Below are 17,664 nucleotides of genomic sequence, written 5' to 3'. Positions count from 1 at the left end.
CCGGCGCGCTCACCGGCCGGGTCGTCCGCCGTCGAGCCTCGCCTGCCCCTTGCGGACGGTGATCGGCTCGGCGAGGCGCTGCTCGTCGCAGACGCGCTGGAGCTCGTCGATCGTCTCGGCGAGTCCGGGACCCAGCCGTTCCCCTGGGGTGAAGGTCGCCGGCAGGTGCTTCATGCCGTTGATGACGCCGATCGTGTCGTAGTGCACCGCGCCGCCCGGGACGCAGCGGAAGTCCGGCATGCGGTCCAGCACCGCGGTGAGCATGATCTTGAAGAGCACCCGCGCCACGTTCGAGCCGATGCACCGGTGGATGCCCAGCCCGAAGCTGTTGTGCCGGTTGCCCTCACGGTCGAGGAGGACGGTGTGCGGATCCTCAAAGACCGTTTCGTCCCGGTTGGCCATCGCCCACGACAACCACAGCCGTTCGCCTTCCTTGAACTCCGTACCGTTGATCACGCAGTCCCGGGAGACCGTGCGGCCGTCACCTTGCGCCGGGGTGAAGAACCGCAGGAACTCCTCCGTCGCGCTGTCGAGCAGCGCCTCCCGCTCCCGGCTCAACCGCTCACGCTGGTCGGGATTCTCCGACAGCCATTCCAGGGAATGCGCGGTCAGCGCGGTGGTCGTGTCGAAACCGCCGCCGATGAGCAGCATGAGAACGCCGAAGATCTCCATGTCGTCGGGTCGCGAACCGTTGATCTCGACGGTGACCAGCTCTTCGACCAGGCCGGGACGGGGGGCGGTCCGCGCGTCCCGGATGGTCTGCATCATGTGCGCGCCCATACGGAACTGGAGTTCGCGCACCTGCAGGTACTCCGGTGAGTCCATCGGGGTGTAGACCGCGGCGTGGGACGGCTCGCAGTAGACCTCCCAGTCCTTCAGCGGCATGCCGAGCAACGCCATGGTGAGCACCGCGGGCACGATGTTGGCCAGGTCGTCGACGAAGTCGATCCGGCCGCTCTCGATCACCTCGTCCAGGCAGGCCCGGGTCAGCTCCTCGACGACCGGCCTCCACCGCGCGACCGCGGCGGGCGACAGGTAGGGGTTCAGGGCCTGGCGGTAGTACCGCTGCTCCGGCGGGTCCATCTCCAGGAACCCGCCCTGCACCCGGGGCCCCTCCGGAGGCGGGATGGTGATCCCGGTGTACCCCCGCCGGTCGCCGTTGACGTCGTTGTCGTTGGACAGCACGTCGGCGCGCCGGGCGAGGTCGAACAACTCCTTGTTCCCGCTGACGTACCAGTGGCCGCCGTGCGCGTCGTTCCAGGCGACGGGGCACCTGGCGTGCAGGTCGTCCGTGATCTGCTCGAACTCGGTGCGGTACGGCGTGGAGTGCCGGTCCAGGCTGATGGCGGGTTTCCGGTCCTCGCTCACGGTGCTCTCCTCCCGCGGCCGCGTGACGGCATGCCGCCACCGCCGCGCACGACCACGTGTGTTTTTGAGAGGGACGTTACCGGTAATTGAAATTATCATTTCAGAGAACGCGGCGGTACCCGTGCCGCGGCATGCGCGGGGCCGACCGCCACCGCGGAGAGGAACTCGACGTTCGTGTCCGCGGTGGCGCCGTCGCCCGCTCGGTTCGTCACCCGGGCGTCACCGGGAGGCCGGCTCCCCGCTCAGCTCCCGGCGGGAGCGGACGGCATGACGAGGACCGGCTTGATCACCTTGCCGGCGTTCGTGTCCGCCTCGGCCTGGTCGATCTCCTCCAGCGGGTACTCCTTGATCAGCCGGTCGAACGGGAACAGGCCGCGCTTCCACAGGCCGATCAGGCGGGGGATGAACACCCGGGGCACCGCGTCGCCCTCGTAGACGTAGGTCACGGTCTTGCCGGCGAGGGACGCCGGGTGCACGGTGAGCACGTCCATGCCCGCGCCGACGAGGATGCACGCGCCGGGCCTGGCCAGCACCTCCACCGCGGTGGCCATCACCGAGGCGACGCCGGTGGTGTCGAAGGTGACGTCCATGCCGGGACCCCCGGCGCGGATCTCGTCCGCCAGCGCCGGGTCCGCCCCGTCGACGGCCCGCGTGGCTCCCAGCTCCAGCGCCGTCTCGCGCCGCGCGGGGTTCAGGTCCACCGCGACGATCTCCCCCGCGCCGGACGCCTTCGCCGCCATGACCGCGGCCAGGCCCACCGCGCCCGTGCCGAACACCGCGATGGACTGGCCGGGCGCCAGCTTCGCGGTGTTGAGCACCGCGCCCGCCCCGGTCTGGATCCCGCAGCCGAGCGGGCCGAGGACCGCCAGCGGAACGTCCTTTCCGACCTTGACCATGTTGCGTTCGGTGGCGAGCGTGAACTGCCCGAAGGACGACTGCCCGAACCACCGGCTGGTCACCGGGGCGCCGGAGGCGTCCGTGGCGCACCCGCTGCCGTCGGGCCGGTTGCCGGTGAGGTTGTTCAGCTCGAACAGCGCGCAGTTCGCCGGCGCTCCGGTCAGGCACGCCGGGCACGTCCCGCAGGAGTCGAAGGTCAGCACGACGTGGTCGCCCGGCGCGACCGAGGTGACCCCGGGCCCGACCGCCTCGACGACGCCCGCGCCCTCGTGCCCGAGGATCGCGGGAAGGAACGCCTCCCCGAACACGCCCAGGCGGCCGAGCTGGTCGGTGTGGCACATGCCGGTGGCCGCCACCCGCACCAGCGCCTCGCCGGGACCGGGATCGGCGATGGTGACGGTCTCAATGGAATATGGACCGGTGAGGTCGCGAAGGACGGCGCTACGGGATTCGGTCATGGGGGGTCCTCTCTGGCGGTCGGGACGGGGCCGGTCTACGCGGAACACGGCCCCGTTGGTGAACCTGCACCGATCACCCTGTCCCCGACCGGCCCCCCGTGTCCATGGTGCGAAGGCGACACGCCCCTGACGCCGTCCCGGCCTCACTCACGCACCAGGAACACCAAGCCTCCCCGAACGGTCCGGCCGGTGTCCGGGGTGAGCGCGACGAGTGTGGTCAGCACACCGCACAGCCGGTCGGAGAGTTCGGGATCGAGCTCCTCCACGCCTTCTCCTGCCAGGAGGGACAGGAGGGACGTGGCCGCATGACCAGGCGCTTCTGGGGTCCGCTGAGTCCGGTGGCTACCGCGGCGTTCGGGCTCTGCGGATGCTGCGGGTGGCGGCTGGTGCGGCGTGGCCGAGGCGGAGGACCAGGGCCACGGCCTCGGTGGCGGGGACCGTCAGCAGCTTCAGGAAACGTTCCCGAAGTTCCGTCACCTCGCTTTCGAAGCCCGGGGTGGCCGCGCCGATCTCGTCGCGGGTGTTCGCGTACAGGAAGACCGGGGACATGGGCTGGACGGCCAGGCCGTGGCGGTCGGCCTCGATCCAGACGCGCTGGACGGCGGCACCGGCCTTCGCGTAGTCGATCAGGGTGGGTTCGGCGCCTTCGAAGCCGAAGCAGACCGCCAGGAGGGCGGAGGAGGAGCGGACCCGGTCCCGGGAGTATTCGCCGAGCGCGACGCCGCCGCCGAAGGCGCGGATCCGGGCCATCACGTCGGGGCGGCGGGCGATGGCGAGCTTGGCGAGTTCGTCCGGTGCCAGTTCCATGGTGCGCAGGTCGAGCCCGCTGTCCAGGTCGTCCTGCGGCCAGCGGAGTTCCGCGAACATCTCGGCGTGCAGGACGGGGGTCAGGTAGCGGATCCGGTCGGAGGCGGCCAGCAGGGTGGCCGCGGTTTCCAGCGCGTCCGGTTCGGTGATCGCGCGGACCGTGCCGCCGGCCGGGTGCGCCGCTCGCACCAGGGACTCCAGGACGCCCGGGTCGAGTGCCGCGCCGGTGCCCGGGCGCCGGTTCGTGTGGCGGGTCGTCACACCCGGGAGGTCGCGGGCCAGGTCGTGGTCCGTTCCGGTGCCCCAGCGCAGGGTGGCGGTCAGCTTGGCCGGGGCCTCGGTGATCTCGGCGTCGCCGAGGACGCCGTACGCGGCCGCGGCGACCCGCGCGTTGTACAGCGCGGCGCCGACGGCGACGGCACTGCCGCGGTAGCCGATGTCCATGCCGGTACTGGCCGCCGGGTCCAGCTCGATCCGGATCCCGTCCGCGGCGTCCGACGTGATGCTCCAGGGCTGGACGTTTCCCCCGGACGGGGCCAGGCCCGCGCAGACGGCGACGGCTTCGGCGACCGGCAGGGCGGACAGGTCGGCCACGGACGGAGGTCCGGGCGCGGTGACGCCGCTCCAGTCCGGTTCCGCCGCGGCGACCGGCGGTGCCAGCTCGTCCAGGCACCGCTGGACGTCGACGCGCGTCCGGCCCGAGGGCAGCGGGAGGCCCAGGCCGATGCGCCGCACCGCGGCGGCGACGGTCGCGCCGCCGAGCTGGACGTCGCCGCCGAGCTGCGGCCAGCTCGAAAGCGTCTGGTCGATCTCGACCAGGCTCGCGGCGAAGTCGGTCGACAGGCCCTGCGCGTCGAGGATCCGGATGACGTACGGCGCCTTGTCCCGCGTCGACAGCCCGCGCAGGTCGGCCCGGCCGGCACCGTTCAGCATGCCGTGGAACGGCGGGCGGCCCGGCTCCAGGTCGTAGCGTTCGACGTCCAGCAGGCCCCGGTCGCTCGTTTCCATCAGCAGCGGGACCCGGTACCGCTGCGCGGCCTCGCGGACCGCCAGTTTGACGTCGAGCGAGTCGCATTCCTCCACGACGACCGACAGGCCGTCGAAGAACTCGTCGATCACCTCGTCCGTGATGCCCATCGGGTAGACGGTCACCGGCAGGTAGGGGTCGAGTTCGGCGATCCGCCGCGCGGTGATCACGGCTTTGTTGAGGCCGATGTCGAACACCGAGGCCGGAATGCGGTTGAGGTTCGCCAGCTCCAGGCTGTCGAAGTCGGCCAGCCGCAGCTCGGCGCAGACGCCTTCCAGCGCGAGCGTGTGGGCGATGGCATGGCCGACGCTCTGGCCGACGACACCCACGACCAGGGACCCGAGCCGGTCCTGCTCCTCGCGGGTCAGCTTGTTGCGGTTGCGGTCGAGCCGGACCAGGCGCATGGTGCGCGGACCCGGCAGCCCCACGGCGCGGCGCAACCACGGATAGTGCACCCACCGGTCGCACTCCGGCCCCTCACCGGTGTCCGGGAGGTCGAGGATGTCCGCCAGCTCGGCCCGGATCGGCTCCCGCAGATCGAGGAACGCGACGTCCCCCCGCGAGCGCAGGCCCTCGAGCACCGCGGCGTCACCGTCCTGAGCCGGATCGAGCACCAGGGGCCGGTACTCCCGCCCGTCCGCTGTTCCGACGTTCATCCGCGACCGCCTCGTCTCGTCCGTCCTGCCCTTGCTCCCGGGCCGCGGTCCGCACCATCTGGGCGCGCTCGTCGCCGATCAGCACCGCCTGCGCAGGGTCGGCTCCCCTGCGGTGGGAATACGCGCCCCGCCACGATCCCGAGACGCCGCCTCGATGAACCGGCTTCCGCCCGACAGCAAGACAACCTTATCTATATGCAACAAAGGATCAATACCGGTCCGTAACCGACGTACGGCGGCAACTCCACCGACGGGTGAACAAGGACTTCCGGGCTGAGCATGTCGTGGACGCAGCGGCGCAGCCCTTCCTCCCCCAACTCGCCTTTGGCGTCCTTCAGGATCGCGCTCATGACCGTACGCATGTCGTGTTCTGTGCCGCTTCGACCCAAGGACTTCACGTCGTAGATCAGGTAATGATGCCGGATGCCAGGCCAGAAGAGCCTCATCCGGTGTTTCGCGGGCTTCGCCTTGGGCGAGCCGGATGGGGGCCGGCAGCGGAGAGACCGGATGGGCCGGTCTCTCCGGGCAGGGGGTTCTGGGGTCAGACGCGTCTGTAGTGGTGGACGGAGGTGATGGTGGTCCGGGGGCCGTCGGCCTCCAGGACGAGCTTCAGGGTCTTGGACGTGCAGGTGTACTGGCCGAAGTCGGGGATGAACGGATCTTTCAGACCGGCGCGGTAGTTCTTGGCGAGCTCGGCCGTGCCGGTGGACTGGTCGCCGAGGAAGCTGGAGATGGTCGCGGCGCCGGTGGCGGTCTTGGGCTTGAGGGTGAGGCTGCCCGTCTTCTTCTTGCCGACGAGGGTGGACTTGAAGGCCAGCTTCTTCTTGAAGACGTCGGTCACGGTGTAGGGGTCGCCTTCCGCGACGCCCCTGGTGACGACCTTCTTGGCGCGGGAGAAGTCGTAGGAGGCCGACTTCCTGGTGATGGTCAGCCGGGTGCCCTCACCGCCCTTGGCGTTGGCGGTGACCTCTTCGATGTGGCTCTTCAGCGTGTACTTGGTGAGCTTCCAGGTGCCTACGGCGCAGGGGCCGGGCGCGGCGGAGGCCGGTGACGCGACGGTGACGGCGAGGCCGGCGGTCAGGGCGGCGGCCGTGAGCAGCCGGAGGGGGGCGGTGGACAAGTCGGTACTCCTTCAGAATGACCAGCGGCGGGGCACTGGTCATTCAGATGGCCGCCGCAGGCGAAAAGATCGGACGACTTCACGTCGCTACTTCCCGTGCGGGTCGGCGGCGTTGAGGGTCGCGACGACCTGGTCGTAGTCGCCGCGCGCCTCGCCGTAACGGAGGAACTTCACGCGCTCAACCTGGATCTCCCTGGCGTCGGGACGGGTCTCGATCAGCTCGACGACCTCCGCCACGAACTCCTCGAGCGGCATCGCGAAGTCGCTGCTCTCCTGGCCGGGCAGCAGCGCGGTGCGGACGGACGGCGGCTCGAGTTCCATGACCTTCACGTTCGTGTCGGCGAACTGCAGCCGGATCGACTCGCTGAGCATGTGGATCGCGGCCTTGGAGGCGTTGTAGCTCGGCGTGGCCCTGAGCGGTGCGAACGCCAGGCCCGAGGAGACGGTGACGATCGTGGCGTCCGGCTGCGCCCGCAGGTGCTCGACGAAGGCCGCGATGAGCCGGATCGGGCCGAGCACGTTGGTCGTCACGACCTCCTCGGCCGAGGCGAGGAACGACTCGGGCCTGTGCCAGTCCTCGACGCGCATGATGCCGGCCATCGTGACGAGGACGTTGAGGTCCGGGTGCCTCGCCAGCACCTGCTCCGCGGCCGAGGCGATGCTCGCGGCGTCCGCCGTGTCGATCCGGACGGTGTCGATGCCGGGGTGCTCGGCGGCGATCCGCTCCAGCAGTTCGGCGCGCCTGCCGCCGACGATGACGGTGTTGCCCTTGGCGTGCAGTTCGAGGGCGAGCGCGAGGCCGATGCCGCTGGTGGAGCCGGGGATGAAGACGGTGTTTCCGGAGATGTCCATGCCTTGATCCTCCCCGTCCGGCCGCCGTACGTGCAGGGACCGCTCATCGGGGGATCGGCGATCCCTGGGTGAGCTCGGGTGGCCACCCGATAATGGAGACATGGACCGTGCAGCACTGGCAGACTTCCTGCGCCGCCGCCGCGAGGCGCTGCGGCCCGAGGACGCGGGGCTCCCCGCGGGCGTGCGCCGCCGGACCCCGGGCCTCAGACGGGAGGAGGTCGCCGCCCTCGCCGTGATGTCGACCGACTACTACACGCGGCTCGAACAGCGGCGCGGCCCGCAGCCGAGCGAGCAGATGCTCGCCTCGCTCGCCCGTGCGCTCCGCCTGACCGGCGACGAGCGCGACTACCTCTTCCGCGTGGCGGGGCACAGCGCCCCGACCACGGTCTCGGCCGCGACGCACGTCGCCCCCGCGCTGCTGCGGGTGCTGGACCGCCTGCACGACGTTCCCGCGCTCATCCTGTCCAACCTGGGCGAGACGCTGGTGCAGAACCGGATGGCCGACGCCCTGTTCGGCGACAGGTCGGCCTGCACCGGCCTCGCCCGAAGCGAGATCTACCGGTGGTTCACCGACCCGCGCGAGCGGCTGCGCTATCCCGAGGACGACCGCGACCGCCAGAGCCGCGCCCAGGTCGCGAACCTGCGCGCCGCCTACGGGTCGATGGGGTCGCGTTCACGGGCGGGCGAACTCGTACGGGCGCTGCAGAAGGCGAGCACGGAGTTCGCCGAACTGTGGGAGCGGCACGAGGTCGCCCAGCGTTTCGCCGACCACAAGACGCTCATCCACCCCGAGATCGGCCCGATCGAGCTGGACTGCCAGGCGCTGTTCACCGAGGACCAGTCGCAGGCGCTGCTCGTTCTCACCGCCCCGCCCCACACCGAGGACGACGAGAAGCTCCGGTTGCTCGCGGTGCTGGGACAGGACCGCTTCGCCGATCGGTGAGCCGGTCACCGGCGGCAGGGCCGCCGCCTTGACACAGTAAGGATCGGAATTCACGCCGCAGGCCGCGGCCCTGTGCTCTCCCCCGCCCCTGAGCGGGCCGTCCCGCCTCGAGATCTCACTGATACCGAACGGCGGCCACGGGTCGCGGCATCGGTTCTTTTCCACGGCCTCCCCTGCCTGACCTGGTGTTTCCGGCCGCGGTGAACGGCAGCCGGACTCCACGCCCCTCTCCGCGAAGGCGGTTTCCGTAGCACCCGCCGGTGCCGGGGTCTTGTCGTGATCTTCGACGTGTGCTCTTATTGGATTCACCGTCCATGATACGGAGATGCAGACCATGTTTCACCGTATCAATCGGTCTTTGCTCGTCGAGGAGGAATGAAAGATGGCAGAACCCAGCAGAAGGAACATCCTGCAGATGGGCGGGGCGCTGGGCGCGCTCGGCGCGATCGGCGCGGCGTCGCCGGCGTGGTCGTGGTCCCCCAAGGGCTCGGTCGTCGGCGAGGGCGCGGGCCTGGACCCGAAGGGCGTGTGGGACGCGGAGGCCGACCCGGTGGTCGCCGCCGTGATCGACCGGGGCGAGACGTCCAAGGTCAACGAGCTTCTGAAGACGTGGACCAAGAACGGCCAGGCGCTGCCGGCCGGGCTGCCCGCGGACCTGAAGGCCTTCATGGAGAAGGCCCGGCAGCTGCCGTCGTGGACGGACCAGGGCAAGCTCGCCGCGGCGGTGAACTTCAACGAGAAGCGCGGCCTGTACCTGGGCGTCACCTACGGGTTCGTCAGCGGGATGATGAGCACCGTCATCCCCAGGGAGGCGCGGGCGGTCTACTACTCCAAGGGCGGCGCGGACATGCGCGACCGCATCACCAAGACCGCGAAGCTGGGCTACGACGTCGGCACGAAGAACGCCTTCGCCCCCGACGGCGAGATGATCGTGACGTGCGTCAAGACGCGCCTGGCCCACGCGGGCGTGCGGCACCTGCTGCCCAAGTCGCCGCACTGGGACAAGGTCGCCGACGAGGCGATCCCGATCAGCCAGGCGGACATGATGGTCACCTGGCACAGCCTGCCCACGACGGTGATGCAGCAGCTGAACCAGTGGAAGGTCCCCATCGCCGCGGCGGAGTCCGACGGGTTCCTGCACTCCTGGCAGCTCACCGCGCACATGCTCGGCATCAAGGACGAGTACATCCCCGCCTCGTGGGACGAGGCGAACGCCCAGGCCGCGCAGGTCCTCACGCCGATCCTGGGACCCACCCCCGAGGGCGTCAAGCTCGCCGACACCCTGCTGAACCTGGCCGAGTTCGTCGACGGCGGCCACGTGAGCGCGCCGGTGCTGTCGGCGCTGACGCGCTACACCCTGGGCGACGAGGTCGCCGGCTGGCTGAAGATCCGCGAGACGCCGTTCTGGTCCGGCATCCTGGAGACCGCGTGGGAGCCGTTCATCGCCGTGCGCGAGGGGCTGCTCTCCCTGGAGAAGGCGCCGGGGCCGGTGCAGAAGTTCTACTGGCTCTTCGACGAGATCCTCCGCCTGGGCGTCCTGCTCGTGCTGTCCGGGGCGAAGTTCCCGATCAGCATCGAGATCCCCGAGATGAACAACCCGAACTACCCGAACTGACCTTCGTCCCGGCGAGCGGGACGGCGGCCGAAACCCCTCCCCGGGTTCGGCCGCCGTCCCGTCTGACGCCGGTCCGGGGCGGGAACCACCGATCCCCGTCGCATGGCACGATCCGGCAGGACCCTTTCCGTTAGATTCTCGGGCGAGTCGCCCATCCGGAAACGCCCTTACGGATCATGATGAGTGTCGTGCGGATATGGGAGCTTCGGTCTGCGTACGGGGCTGAAGGCAAGAAGGTGTTGTCCGGGCGCCGCCCCGCCGGGCGGGTGCCCGAGGCCGTCACGGCCGGCGGGGCGGCCCCGTTCGTCCTGCGCGACGGCATGCCCGGCCGGACCGGGACGGCCGCCCGGGTCCGGCCGTGACGCGGCCGCCCGGCCGGCGCGGCGCCCCGAGCGCCGAGCCGGCCCGCCGCCGGGCGGGCGGGGCCCCGCCGCGCAGGCCGGGCCCGGGCGGCTCGCCGCGAAGCTCCGGCAGGCCGCCTCGGCCGAGCGTCCCCCGCCGGCCGCCGCCCCGCCGCCGCCGTCCGCCGATGCGGTTGACGGACCCGATGAAGCGGCTCAACGTGAGCCTGCTGATCGTCGCGTTCGTCCTGTCGCTGTTCACCGGGCGTCTCGTGCAGATCCAGGGCGTCAAGTCCGAGGAGTACGCCGCGCGGGCGCTCGCCCAGCGCATGGACGAGATCGGCCTGCTCGCCGAGCGCGGGACCATCACCGACGTCAACGGCGCACCGCTGGCCATGACCCAGGACGCCTTCGGCATCTTCGCCGACCCCACCCAGATCAAGCCGTCCCGCCGCGAGGAGATCGCCGGCCGGCTCGCCGACGCCCTCGGCCTCGACCCCGGCAAGGTCCTCGCCGGCCTGTCCGCGCCGGACACGCAGTACGTCGAACTGGCCCACCGGGTGCCCGCGCAGCGGGCGGAGCTGGTCGCCTCCCTGGGCTTCCGCGGCATCGGCGCCGTCCCCCAGTCCCGCCGTGTCTATCCCGCCGACGCGGTCGCCTCCAACCTCATCGGGTTCGTCAACGCCGACGGCGTGGGCGGCGAAGGCCTGGAGTTCCAGTACGACAAGCTGCTCAGGGGCACCGACGGCTGGCAGCGGGTCGAGCGCGGCGGGGGCGGCCAGCGCATCCCGATGGGCGGCGGCCGGATCAAGAAACCTGTCGCCGGCCAGGGCCTCAGGCTCACGATCGACCAGGACGTCCAGTGGAAGGCCGAGGACCTGATCGCCGCGGCGGTCGAGGACCACGCGGCCGACTGGGGCACCGCCGTGGTCATGACCCCCGGCCAGCGGCTGCTGGCCATGGCCTCCGCCCCGACCTACGACCCCAACCACTACGCCGAGGCCGACCCGGCCGCGCTGGCCAACCCGGTCGTGCAGGCGCCGTTCGAACCCGGCTCGACCGGAAAGATCGTCACGGCGGCGGCGCTGCTGGACAAGGGCCTGGTCACGCCCGAGCAGCCGTTCACCGTGCCCTACCGGATCCGCCGCGCGGACCGGGAGTTCCACGACTCGGAGTTCCACGGGACCGAACGGCTGACCTTCGCGGGCATCATCGCCAGGTCCAGCAACGTCGGCACGATCCTCGCCGGCGAGCCGCTGTCCGACAAGGACCTCCACGGCTACCTGCGGGCGTTCGGGTTCGCCGAGCCGACCGGGGTGAACCTGCCCGGCGAGACCGCGGGCCGGCTCAAGGAACCCCAGGACTGGAACGGCACCGACCGCTACCCGATCTCCTTCGGGCAGGCCATCTCGGTCAGCTCGCTCCAGATGGCCGGCGTCTACGCGACGATCGCCAACGGCGGCGTACGGGTGACGCCCTCGGTGATCGCGGGCACCTACGACAGCCGGGGTGGGTTCGTCCCCGCCGCGGCGCCGGCGAGCCGTCGGGTGGTCGCCCCGGACACCGCCCGCCGGCTCACCACGATGATGGAGGCGGTCGTCAACCAGGGCACCGCCAAGGCCGCCCGGCTCGGCGGGTACCGGGTGGCGGGCAAGACCGGCACCGCCAACCGCTACGACCCCGAGAAGAAGAACAAGGACGGCACCCGCGGCGGCTATGCCGGCTACACCGGCATGTTCGCCGGATTCGCCCCCGCCGACGACCCGAAGGTCGTCGTCCAGATCGTGCTGCAGAACCCCCGAAAGGGCTACTACGGCGGCACCGTGGCCGCACCGGTGTTCAGGGAACTCCTGAACTTCTCCCTCAGGACCCTGAAGGTCCCCCCGACGGGAACCCCCGCTCCCATCATGAAACTGACGGCCGACTGAACCCGGAGGCCCGCGGACGATCGCGTGGCCAAGGCCGTGACCCGGGACACGGCGTGATTTTCAGGGACCTGGAAAGGGACACCCGGCTCAGGCGGCAGGGACACGGTCCGGCCGACCATGGCGAAGCCGCCCGGAACCGCGATACGGCCCGCCGGGCCGTTCGAGGCGGCTGAGAAGGAGACCGACCATGCGCTTTCGCGTCAAGGCCGCCGTGATGCTCGCGGCCGCAGCCCTCGCCCTCCCGGTCACCGTGATCGGGGCCGCCTCCCCCGCCTTCGCCCTCCCCGCCGACTGCACCGCGCAGGTGGAACGCAGCCGCACCCCCAACGGCACGCTGCGGACCGTCGTGACGAGGAACTGCGCCTCGGGGACCGGCCAGTACCGGGGCATGATGAAATGCCTGAACAGCAGCCACGGCTTCCCGGTCCTCAGCACGAAGTACAGCCAGTGGGTCGACGCGGGCCCGCACACCTCCGTGACCCTCACCTGCATCGGCGTCACCATGGGCGGCGACGTCGAGCTCCGCGAGACGCCCTGACACCCCACCCCGTGAACGCACCGCGCCACCGGCGACCGACCCGGCGGCGCGGTGCGCCCGTGACGTCACTCGGCCGCAGCCATCATGCGCCCGGGGCCGGACACCGGTACGACCGGGGAGCACCGCCTCGGCTTGCGCTCAAGCCCTGCGAAGAGGCCAGTCGACGTGAGGCAACCCGGCCAGCCGCCAGCACACCACCCCTGAGAACGCGATGTTCCAGAACGGGATCAGGAAGAAGAAGGCGTCGCGGCGCCGGTAGGCGATCGACGGGAGGACGACGGCCAGCGCCACGACGGGCAGCAGGTAGGGCAGCCCCGTGATCGAGTCGCTGATCAGGTAGCTGTCCGGGAAGAGGCGGGCAGGCTCGATCGTCCTCTTGACGACCGTGCTCAAAACGCCGGCGGGAATCCAGAGGAGCGCCCAGAACACCGTGGCCAGACCCAGCCGGGCAAGGCGGTTCCGCGGACGCGTCCCGGAAGGAGCAGTGGCGACCATACGATCCTTGACCGGCGAGCAGGGATGGCCAGTCTCGCGCCCGCCACCAGCAGAAAGCAAGGTCGCTCACCCCGAAACACACCGCCGTGAGAGCCACGGTCACCGCGAGGAGGACGACCACCGCCCTGCCGATCGCGGAGCGTCCCAGGGGCGAGAGAAGGCATGGGACGCCGACCGCCCGGAACATGAGGAGGTGAGGGCGGGACCGATGAACGTAGGACAGGGCGGCCTGCGGCCGGGTCGAGTGTTCTCCGGCCTCTTCGGTGGCGCGGGTGGGGCGGGTGGGGCGGGCGTCTGACGGTGTGAAGTCCGCTATGACTGAGACATGGAGTTCTTCTGCTATCACCGGGATCGGTCGGGGTCGCTGGAATTGCGCAGGCGATTGGGAGAGCGGCACTGGGCGTACATGGACGGGTTCGCGGAGACGATGATCGCCCGGGGGCCCACCTACACCGAGGAGGGGCCGACCGGGAGCGTGCACGTTCTCGGGCTGCCGGACGCGGTGGCGGCGCGGGCGTTCGCGTTCGACGAGCCGGGTCACCAGGCCGGTGTCTACCGGGACGTGCTGTTGCGGCGCTGGCGGAACACGCTGGGACGGACGATGTGGGAGCACCCGATGAGGCGGGACGCGGAAGGCTACCTGGAGGTCGAGGACGGCTACCTGGTCATCGGCCTGGGTTCCGGCGAGCCCGCCGACCTCGGCCTTCCCCGCGACCCGTCCCCGCTGATCGCCTACGGCCCGCTGCTGTCCGACGACGGCGCCGCCTGGCTCGGCACGGCCGTCCTCCTGCGCGCCTCCTCCCCCGATGCCGCCCGCTCGATCCTGACGGACGGCCGCTACGGCTCGATCGACGTCCACCGCTGGGCGCCCGGCGGCCGCCCGGCGCCCTGATGGACGGCACCGCTCACCACCGCGATGGGGAGGCGGTTTCGGGAGCTCGCGGTGTCCCGGAGACCGGGTCCGGTTCAGAGAGCTCGAGAGGCGGGTTGATCTTCAGATGCGTGTCGAGCGCCGCCGGCAGCGGAAGGGACAGCCCGGGAGCATGCCGGTCGGTCCACTCGCGGACGAGCCGGAGGAAGCCCCGGAGCTGGTGCTGCGCCGAGGCGAGGAGTCCGGGAAGGTCGCCGTCGCCGAACTCGATCACCGCTGAGGAGTCGGGGAGGCCTCCCGGTGGCCGGGAGGCCTCCGACGTCAGGCGCGGATCGGCGCCTCGAGGTCGACGTCGCCGACGACCCGGCCGGCGGCGAGGTTCTCCTCGACCTCCTTCTGCCAGAACTCCCGGGCCTGCGCGGTGTCGATCTCGAACTCGAACCGGTTGGTCATCTCGGGAGTGACGTCCTCGACGTCGACGTAGAACTGCTCGTACCAGCGGCGCAGCTGGTAGACCGGGCCGTCCTCCTCGCACAGCAGCGGATTGTCGATCTTGGCCTTGTTCTTCCAGATCTCCACGTCCTGCAGGAAACCCGTCTCCACACCCGAGGCGAAGGCGAGCGCGAACTGCTCGGCGTCCTGCTCGCCCATGCCGTCGATCTTCTTGACCATCACGCCCCACTGGAGCACGAAGCTGGTCGGCGACACCGGGTAGTGGCAGTTGATGAGGACCGTCTCGATCGTGAGCCCGCCCCCGATCGTCTTCATCGGGTTGATCATGTAGGACGGGCCATAGTAGGCGGCCTCGGACACGTTGCGCGTCGCCTCGCCGGTGTAGTTGGTGCCCAGGTCCACGTCGGGCCGGGACTGGCCGTTCATGTACTGCCAGGCGACATGACCCTCGAAGACGTTCCTGAAGAACGTCGGGAACGAGTAGTGGATGTAGAAGAAGTGCGCCATGTCCACGACGTTGTCGACGATCTCCCGGCAGTGCGACCCCTCGATCAGCATCCGGTTCCACGTGAACGACGTCCATTCCGGTGAGCCGTACTCCTCGATCACCGGGATCGTCACCTCCGGCGGAGGCGGGTTGCCTTGTGGATCGTGCCAGACGTAGAGCTGGCCGTTGCGCTCCAGCACCGGCCACGACTTCGTCCGCGCCCGCAGCGGCACACGCCGCGCATAAGGGATGCCGGCGCACCGGCCGTCACCGCCCCAGCGCCAGTCATGGAACGGGCACGCGACCGCGTCGCCCTTCACCCGACCCTGGGTGAGATCCCCGCCCATGTGCCGACAGTAGGCGTCGAGGATGTTCAGCCTGCCGTTGCTGTCGGCGAACACCACCAGCTTGGTGCCGAACGCCTCCACCGCATGCGGCTCGCCGTCGTTGAAATGCTCGATCAGGCCGAGGCAGTGCCACCCCCGCGCGTAACGCGCGGGAGGCGCCGCCGCCTCGATCACGCGGACCTCGGTCTCTCCTTCGGCGTGGGTTGCGCTCATCCGGGTCCCTCCGGTCGGAGTGGAAAATCGTGTCAGTCCCCTCATACACGGAAGATCGCCGGGTGACCTGTCCGAGATCGGCCACATCCCTATGTTTGTGACTCTCCGGCGGCGACCGCCTCTACGCCTACGGCCGCAACCAGTGGAACGGCACCGACCACATCACCACCAACGCGCCGGCCTCCTGACCCCCATGCACCCGCTCGGCCCGAACTGCGCGCCCGGGCCGAGCGGGGAGGGCGGCGGCGGGTGGGCGATCCGGTTCGCGTAAATTTCCTGAGCCGGAAGAAATCGCCCAGTCGGGGAAGTGCAGCTTGTCAGATTCGCGTTCCCTCTCCCCCGCCGACCTCGCCACGACGGTCGTCTTCGCCGCGTTCATCGCGGTGCTGGGCCTCTTCCCCGGCATCAACGCCGGCAGCTCCGGCGTCCCCATCGTCCTGCAGAACGTCGGGCCGATCCTGGCGGCGTGCCTGCTGGGCGCGCGCCGGGGAACCGCGGCCACCGCCCTGTTCCTGGCACTGACCGCCATCGGGCTGCCCCTGCTGTCGGGGGGACGCGGCGGGATCGCCCCGTTCTTCGGGCCCGGCGGCGGCTTCCTCCTGGGCTGGCTGCTGTCCGCGCTGGTCGCCGGGCTCGTCGTCGCGCGCCTGAAGCGCAGGACCCTGCCGGTGCTGCTGCTGGCCGGCGTGGCCGGAGCGGCCGCCGACTACCTGGTCGGCGTGCCCTTCCTCGGCCTGTACACCGAGGACCTGTGGTCGGCGGCCGTGCAGTCCCTGGTCTACGTGCCGGGCGACGCGATCAAGGTAGCGGGCGCCGCCGTCGTCGCCGCCACGGTGCACCGCGCGCTGCCGAACCGGATGGCGGGCGCCGCCACATGATCGAGTTCGAGGGCGTCGGGCACCGGTACGGGGACCGGGTCGTGCTCGACCGGGTCGACCTCCGCGTCACGGAGCGGCGCGTGGCCTTCGTGGGCTCCAACGGCTCCGGCAAGTCCACCCTGGCCCGCACGATCAACGGGCTGATCCGGCCGACGGCGGGCCGGGTGCTCGTCGACGGGCTCGACCCGGCCCGCGACGGCCGTGCCGTACGGCGGCGGGTCGGCTTCGTGTTCGCCAATCCGGACAGCCAGATCGTCATGCCGACGGCGGGTGAGGACGTCGCGTTCTCCCTCCGCCGCAGCGGCATGTCCAAGAGGGAGCGAGCGGAACGCTCCATCGAGGTCCTGGCCGAGTACGGGCTGGGCGGATACGCCGACCATCCCGCCCACCTTCTCTCCGACGGCCAGAAGCAGCTCCTCGCCCTCTGCTCGACGCTCGTCCTGGAGCCCGCCGTCCTGGTCTGCGACGAGCCGACCACGCTGCTCGACCTGCGCAACAAGCGCCGGTTCGTGGAACTTCTGCACACCCTGGACCAGCAGATCGTCATGGTCACCCACGACCTCGACCTCCTCGCCGGCTTCGACCGCGTCATCGTCCTCGACGCCGGGCGCGTCGTCGCCGACGACGCGCCCGGACCCGCGCTCCACCACTACCGGGACCTGGCCGGATGACCGGCGGCTGGTACGAGCCCGGCACCAGCCCGCTGCACCGCGCGCCCGCGGGCGTGAAGCTGCTCGTCCTGCTGGCCCTCGCCGCGACGGTCCTGGTCCTGCACTCCCCCTTCCTCCTCGGCGGGGTCTGCGCGGTGATCGCCCTCGGCTACGCGTCGGCGCGGGTCACGCCCCGCCGCTGCCTCCGCCTGGCCGTCACCCTCACGCTGCTCGTCGCCTTCGTCTTCACGATCCAGGGGCTCCTCCTCGGGCCCGCAGCCGCCCTCACCATCTGCCTTCGCCTGGTCGCCGCGTTCTCCGCCGCCGAGCTCTTCACGGTCACCACGCGGGTCGACGCCGTCGTCGACACCGTCGAGAACGCCCTGAGGCCGCTGCGGCGCTTCGGCGTCCGGCCGGACCGCGTGGGCCTCACGGTCGGCCTCACCCTCCAGGCGATCGCCGCCCTCACCACGATCGCCGCCGAAGTCCGCCAGGCGGCCATCGCCCGGAACGCGGCCTTCTCCGTGAAGGCGCTCGTGGTCCCGTTCCTGATCCGCACCCTGCGCCACTCCGACGAACTGGGCCAGGCCCTGGCCGTCAGGGGCGACGACGACCGGCCGTGACCAGATCGACCGGGCGGACAACGAGGCGTCCGTACGGGGCAGGGATGCCGCCCTGGCGGTTGGTGGACATCTTCCTTACTCGCCTGCCCATTCGGCG

18 protein-coding genes are annotated in these 17,664 nt (G+C 70.8%); 9 read left to right on the top strand and 9 right to left on the bottom strand.

Annotated elements, in window-relative coordinates:
- Positions 1-9: 9 nt before the first annotated feature.
- From C2865_RS23740 to C2865_RS23715, 7 genes are all read right to left on the bottom strand, one after another.
- Positions 10-1,368 (bottom strand): cytochrome P450, encoded by a 1,359-nt coding sequence (locus tag C2865_RS23740; RefSeq protein WP_198653561.1) that lies wholly within the window; start codon positions 1,366-1,368, stop codon positions 10-12.
- Positions 1,369-1,610: 242 nt separating this feature from the next.
- On the bottom strand, positions 1,611-2,723 hold the full coding sequence (locus tag C2865_RS23735) for an NAD(P)-dependent alcohol dehydrogenase (RefSeq protein ID WP_106400771.1): 1,113 nt from the start codon (positions 2,721-2,723) through the stop codon (positions 1,611-1,613).
- 143 nt (positions 2,724-2,866) lie between these two features.
- A complete protein-coding gene (locus tag C2865_RS41525; protein ID WP_269802740.1) occupies positions 2,867-2,989 on the bottom strand; it encodes a hypothetical protein in 123 nt (40 codons plus the stop codon).
- Between the two features lie 76 nt (positions 2,990-3,065).
- The gene (locus C2865_RS23730) at positions 3,066-5,213 is read right to left on the bottom strand and encodes an Rv1355c family protein (protein WP_106400770.1); all 2,148 of its coding nucleotides are present in this window, start codon (positions 5,211-5,213) and stop codon (positions 3,066-3,068) included.
- Positions 5,214-5,404: 191 nt separating this feature from the next.
- Positions 5,405-5,659: a hypothetical protein gene (locus C2865_RS23725; protein ID WP_106400769.1), complete on the bottom strand. Its 255-nt coding sequence runs from the start codon at positions 5,657-5,659 to the stop codon at positions 5,405-5,407.
- 95 nt (positions 5,660-5,754) lie between these two features.
- Positions 5,755-6,333 carry a hypothetical protein gene (locus C2865_RS23720; RefSeq protein ID WP_106400768.1) on the bottom strand — a complete coding sequence of 193 codons (579 nt, stop codon included), beginning with the start codon at positions 6,331-6,333 and terminating at the stop codon, positions 5,755-5,757.
- Between the two features lie 87 nt (positions 6,334-6,420).
- Complete coding sequence (locus C2865_RS23715; RefSeq protein WP_106400767.1) at positions 6,421-7,185, bottom strand: SDR family oxidoreductase; 765 nt, start codon at positions 7,183-7,185, stop codon at positions 6,421-6,423.
- Positions 7,186-7,285: 100 nt separating this feature from the next.
- Here C2865_RS23715 and C2865_RS23710 point away from each other — a divergent pair, with 100 nt between their 5' ends.
- The 5 genes from C2865_RS23710 to C2865_RS23695 all read left to right on the top strand — a co-directional run bounded on the left by C2865_RS23710 (position 7,286) and on the right by C2865_RS23695 (position 12,550).
- Entirely contained in the window at positions 7,286-8,128 is an 843-nt protein-coding gene (locus C2865_RS23710) for a helix-turn-helix transcriptional regulator (RefSeq protein ID WP_198653560.1), read from the top strand.
- Positions 8,129-8,510: 382 nt separating this feature from the next.
- A complete protein-coding gene (locus C2865_RS23705) occupies positions 8,511-9,743 on the top strand; it encodes an oxygenase MpaB family protein (protein WP_106400766.1) in 1,233 nt (410 codons plus the stop codon).
- Positions 9,744-9,979: 236 nt separating this feature from the next.
- Positions 9,980-10,105: a hypothetical protein gene (locus tag C2865_RS41520; RefSeq protein ID WP_269802739.1), complete on the top strand. Its 126-nt coding sequence runs from the start codon at positions 9,980-9,982 to the stop codon at positions 10,103-10,105.
- A 167-nt stretch (positions 10,106-10,272) separates the two neighbouring features.
- Positions 10,273-12,012, top strand: a complete 1,740-nt coding sequence (locus C2865_RS23700; protein ID WP_106400765.1) for a peptidoglycan D,D-transpeptidase FtsI family protein — start codon at positions 10,273-10,275, stop codon at positions 12,010-12,012.
- Between the two features lie 187 nt (positions 12,013-12,199).
- The gene (locus tag C2865_RS23695; protein ID WP_106400764.1) at positions 12,200-12,550 is read left to right on the top strand and encodes a hypothetical protein; all 351 of its coding nucleotides are present in this window, start codon (positions 12,200-12,202) and stop codon (positions 12,548-12,550) included.
- A gap of 138 nt (positions 12,551-12,688) precedes the next feature.
- Here the strand turns inward: C2865_RS23695 and C2865_RS23690 are convergent, their stop codons facing one another.
- The gene (locus C2865_RS23690) at positions 12,689-13,045 is read right to left on the bottom strand and encodes a hypothetical protein (RefSeq protein ID WP_106400763.1); all 357 of its coding nucleotides are present in this window, start codon (positions 13,043-13,045) and stop codon (positions 12,689-12,691) included.
- Between the two features lie 325 nt (positions 13,046-13,370).
- Here C2865_RS23690 and C2865_RS23685 point away from each other — a divergent pair, with 325 nt between their 5' ends.
- Positions 13,371-13,937 carry a YciI family protein gene (locus C2865_RS23685; protein ID WP_106400762.1) on the top strand — a complete coding sequence of 189 codons (567 nt, stop codon included), beginning with the start codon at positions 13,371-13,373 and terminating at the stop codon, positions 13,935-13,937.
- Between the two features lie 300 nt (positions 13,938-14,237).
- On the opposite strand, the gene C2865_RS23675 is transcribed toward C2865_RS23685, so the two are convergent.
- The gene (locus tag C2865_RS23675) at positions 14,238-15,416 is read right to left on the bottom strand and encodes a 3-ketosteroid-9-alpha-monooxygenase, oxygenase component (protein WP_106400760.1); all 1,179 of its coding nucleotides are present in this window, start codon (positions 15,414-15,416) and stop codon (positions 14,238-14,240) included.
- A 314-nt stretch (positions 15,417-15,730) separates the two neighbouring features.
- On the opposite strand from C2865_RS23675, the gene C2865_RS23670 reads away from it, so the two are divergent.
- From C2865_RS23670 to C2865_RS23660, 3 genes are read left to right on the top strand one after another with little or no spacing between them, the layout of a single operon-like run.
- Entirely contained in the window at positions 15,731-16,294 is a 564-nt protein-coding gene (locus tag C2865_RS23670) for a biotin transporter BioY (RefSeq protein WP_106400759.1), read from the top strand.
- Positions 16,291-16,965, top strand: a complete 675-nt coding sequence (locus tag C2865_RS23665) for an energy-coupling factor ABC transporter ATP-binding protein (RefSeq protein WP_106400758.1) — start codon at positions 16,291-16,293, stop codon at positions 16,963-16,965. Before C2865_RS23670 ends, C2865_RS23665 begins: the two co-directional genes overlap by 4 nt.
- On the top strand, positions 16,962-17,567 hold the full coding sequence (locus C2865_RS23660; RefSeq protein ID WP_106400757.1) for an energy-coupling factor transporter transmembrane component T family protein: 606 nt from the start codon (positions 16,962-16,964) through the stop codon (positions 17,565-17,567). The genes C2865_RS23665 and C2865_RS23660 overlap by 4 nt, the downstream gene beginning before the upstream one ends.
- Positions 17,568-17,664 lie beyond the last annotated feature (97 nt).

The organism is Actinocorallia populi, from assembly GCF_002995495.1.
Classification (GTDB): domain Bacteria; phylum Actinomycetota; class Actinomycetes; order Streptosporangiales; family Streptosporangiaceae; genus Actinocorallia; species Actinocorallia populi.
The sequence above is the reverse complement of the archived record's forward strand: the minus strand, read 5'-3'. Positions and strand labels throughout refer to the sequence as shown.